The following is a 3,973-nucleotide window of genomic DNA, read 5'->3' as shown; positions in this document are numbered from 1 at the left end:
CCCCTATCGGGGCGCGGCCCCGTCTTGAAGGGGCGCGGGGAACTGCGCGGCCAGCCGCCCAAGCACCCGCACCCGGTGCTTTTAAGGGGCGCGGGGAACTGCGCGGCCAGCCGCCCAAGCACCCGCACCCGGTGCTTTTAAGGGGCGCGAGGAACTGCGCGCCCAGCCCCCACGCACGCGCACCCGAAGCTCTTAAGGGGCGCGGGGAACTGCGCGACCAGCCCCCACGGACCCGCACCCGAAGGTCATCCCCGCGCGGAGCGCGACGCGCTACGCGTCACCCCCCGCGGCCCCGGGATCGGCCGCGGCCACATCGAGCAGCTGATACCGGTCGATCGCCTGCTTCAGCAGCGACCGGTCGACCTTCCCCTCACGCGCCAGCTCCGTCAGGACCCCCACCACGATCGACTGCGCGTCGATGTGGAAGAACCGCCGAGCGGCCCCGCGCGTATCGGCGAACCCGAACCCGTCGGCGCCCAGCGACTGGTACGTCCCGGGCACCCACCGCGAGATCTGGTCCGGAACCGACCGCATCCAGTCGGAAACGGCCACGAACGGCCCCTCGGCGCCCGACAGCTTGCGCGTCACATACGGAACGCGCTGCTCCTCCTCGGGGTGCAGCAGGTTGTGCCGCTCCACCTCCACGGCCTCGCGCCGCAGCTCGTTCCAGGAGGTCGCCGACCACACGTCGGCCCGTACGTCCCAGTCCTCGGCGAGCAGCCGCTGCGCCTCGACGGCCCACGGCACCGCCACACCGGACGCCATGATCTGCGCCGGGATGGAGCCCGAAGTGCCCGCCGCGAAGCGGTGGATGCCCTTCAGGATGCCCTCGACATCGACGTCCGCCGGCTCGGCGGGGTGCTGGATCGGCTCGTTGTAGACGGTGAGGTAGTAGAAGACGTCCTCGCCGTGCGGGTGCTCCTCGGAGGAGCCGTACATCCGCCGCAGCCCGTCCTTCACGATGTGCGCGATCTCGAACCCGTAGGCCGGGTCGTACGCGACACAGCCCGGGTTGGTCGAGGCGAGCAGCTGCGAGTGCCCGTCCGCGTGCTGCAGACCCTCACCGGTCAGGGTCGTACGTCCGGCGGTCGCGCCCAGCACAAAGCCGCGCGCCAACTGGTCGGCCATCTGCCAGAACTGGTCACCGGTGCGCTGGAAACCGAACATCGAGTAGAAGACGTACACCGGGATGAGCGGCTCGCCGTGCGTGGCGTAGGCCGAACCGGCCGCGATCAGGGAGGCCGTACAGCCCGCCTCGGAGATGCCGTCGTGCAGCATCTGCCCGGTCGGCGACTCCTTGTACGCGAGGAGCAGGTCCCGGTCCACGGCCTCGTACTGCTGCCCCAGCGGGTTGTAGATCTTCGCGCTCGGGAAGAACGAGTCCATGCCGAACGTGCGGTACTCGTCCGGCGCGATCAGCACGAACCGCTTGCCGATCTCCTTGTCCCGCATAAGGTCCTTGAGCAGCCGGACGAACGCCATGGTCGTGGCGATCGACTGCTGACCCGAACCCTTCTTCACACTCGCGTACGTCTTGTCCTCGGGCAGCACGAGCGGCTTCGAGCGCACGACACGTGTCGGGACGTACCCGCCGTTGCCCTTGCGGCGGTCGTGCATGTACTGGATCTCTTCGGAGTCCCGGCCCGGGTGGTAGTACGGCGGCGCGCCGGACTCCAGTTCCTTGTCGGAGATCGGCAGGTGCAGCCGGTCGCGGAAGCCCTTGAGGTCGGCGACCGTCAGCTTCTTCATCTGGTGCGTGGCGTTGCGGCCCTCGAAGTTCGGGCCGAGCGTCCAGCCCTTGACCGTCTGCGCGAGGACCACGGTCGGCTGGCCCTTGTGCGCCTTGGCCGCCGCGAAGGCCGCGTAGACCTTCCGGTGGTCGTGCCCGCCGCGGCCCAGGTGCAGGATCTGGTCGTCGGTCATGTTCTCGACCATGCCGCGCAGCCGGTGGTCGCCGCCGAAGAAGTGCTCGCGGATGTACGCACCGGTCTCGGTCGCGTACGTCTGGAACTGGCCGTCGGGCGTGGTGTTCAGCTTGTTGACGAGCACACCGTCGCGGTCCTGCGCGAGCAGCGGGTCCCAGCTGCGGTCCCAGACCAGCTTGATGACGTTCCAGCCGGCACCCCGGAACTGCGACTCCAGCTCCTGGATGATCTTCCCGTTGCCGCGTACGGGCCCGTCGAGGCGCTGGAGGTTGCAGTTGACGACGAACGTGAGGTTGTCCAGGCCCTCGCGCGCGGCGATGGACAGCTGCCCCAGCGACTCCGGCTCGTCCATCTCGCCGTCGCCGAGAAACGCCCAGACGTGGGATTTGGAGGTGTCCGCGAGCGAACGCGCCTCCATGTAGCGGTTCATCCGCGCCTGGAAGATCGCACCGAGCGGACCGAGGCCCATGGAGACGGTCGGGAACTCCCAGAAGTCCGGCATGGAACGCGGATGCGGGTACGAGGACAGCGCGCGCGGTGCCTTCGACTTCTCCTGGCGGAACGCGTCCAGCTGCGCCTCGTCGAGGCGGTCCAGGAGGAACGCGCGGGCGTAGATACCGGGGGAGGCGTGCCCCTGGAAGAAGATCTGGTCGCCGCCGTCACCCCCGTCCTTGCCGCGGAAGAAGTGGTTGAAGCCGACGTCGTAGAGCGAGGCGGAGGACGCGAAGGTGGCGATGTGGCCGCCGACACCGATACCGGGCCGCTGGGCCCTGGACACCATCACGGCCGCGTTCCAGCGGGTCGCGTTCAGGATCTTGCGCTCGATCTCCTCGTTGCCGGGGAAGAACGGCTCGTCCTTGGTGGCGATGGTGTTGATGTAGTCGGTGCTGCGCATCTCGGGAACGGCCACGCGCTTCTCGCGGGCGCGTTCGATCAGCCTCAGCATGAGATAGCGGGCCCGCTCCCGGCCGCGCTGGTCCACGGCGGCGTCGAGGGAGTCGAGCCACTCCTGGGTCTCTTCGGGATCGAAGTCAGGGACCTGACTCGGAAGGCCGCCAATGATGATCGGGTTGCGATCGGGTCCGGAAGCCACGCTGTTCCTTCGCTCTCGGGGGGCCGCTTCTTCTCAGTTTTTTCTTTGCTTTATCTCTGGTTTCCTGGGCGTCTGCACCGTTCCCCATCGTGTACCTCGGGAGCGGAAACGTCATCTCTACCGAGAGGTAACCGTCACGTTCGCACCGTTCTCCCAAGGGCGGGTCCGGCAAATCGCAACGATACGCCCGACCCGTGACGCGTACCGCAAAGGCATTCGAGTCTCGTACCCTCGTAGGGTTCCGAAATTCACAAACCGGGCAGATTCCTGTGGTGTGCGTCACCAACGGCTGTGATTCCCTGACAGGAGTTGCGGCGACACGGCCGGGATCGTCACCGTTTCGGCGGTCTTGACGGCCGGGTACTTGCGCGATCCGCCCCGCCCGTGTGGACTACGGCCAATGCTGCGCGCACGCGCGTGGCTTGAACTTCCCCAGGATCTCGGCTTGGCCCGGGCCGGGGAGGACCCCATTACCGAACATGATCAGGAGGCAACCCGTGAGCGCGACCGCGGACCACGCGGAGGAGCGGACGAGCCTGGCCGCCAGGCTGGGATTCCAGCCCGAGCAGGTGGTCCAGGAGATCGGCTTCGACGACGACGTCGACCAGGAGCTCCGCTCGGCCATTGAAGAAGTAATCGGCAGCGAGCTCATGGACGAGGAGTACGACGACGTCGCCGACGCCGTTGTGCTCTGGTTCCGAGACGACGACGGCGACCTGACGGATGCGCTGGTGGATGCCACCACGTACGTCGAAGAGGGCGGCGCCGTCCTGCTGCTGACGCCCAAGACCGGCCGAGACGGTTATGTGGAGCCCAGCGACATCGCCGAAGCTGTGACGACCGCGGGTCTGTCCCAGACCAAGGGCATCAGCGTGGGGAAGGACTGGAGCGGCACGAAGCTGGCTACGCCGAAGACGGCGGCCAAGAAGCGCTGAGGCGCAGCCGAGGCCAGGAG

The 3,973-nt window shown here is 67.8% G+C and carries 2 protein-coding genes; one reads left to right on the top strand and one right to left on the bottom strand.

All coding sequences use genetic code 11. From position 1 onward, the window contains the following. Positions 1-270: 270 nt before the first annotated feature. Positions 271-3,018 (bottom strand): pyruvate dehydrogenase (acetyl-transferring), homodimeric type, encoded by a 2,748-nt coding sequence (gene aceE / locus ACFWGJ_RS42565; protein ID WP_387334333.1) that lies wholly within the window; start codon positions 3,016-3,018, stop codon positions 271-273. Between the two features lie 497 nt (positions 3,019-3,515). Here aceE and ACFWGJ_RS42560 point away from each other — a divergent pair, with 497 nt between their 5' ends. After that, positions 3,516-3,953, top strand: coding sequence for a DUF3052 domain-containing protein (locus ACFWGJ_RS42560; protein ID WP_055519877.1), 438 nt, complete (start codon positions 3,516-3,518; stop codon positions 3,951-3,953). Positions 3,954-3,973 lie beyond the last annotated feature (20 nt).

This window comes from Streptomyces sp. NPDC060205, assembly GCF_042728395.1.
Taxonomy (GTDB): Bacteria; Actinomycetota; Actinomycetes; order Streptomycetales; family Streptomycetaceae; genus Streptomyces.
The sequence above is the reverse complement of the archived record's forward strand: the minus strand, read 5'-3'. Positions and strand labels throughout refer to the sequence as shown.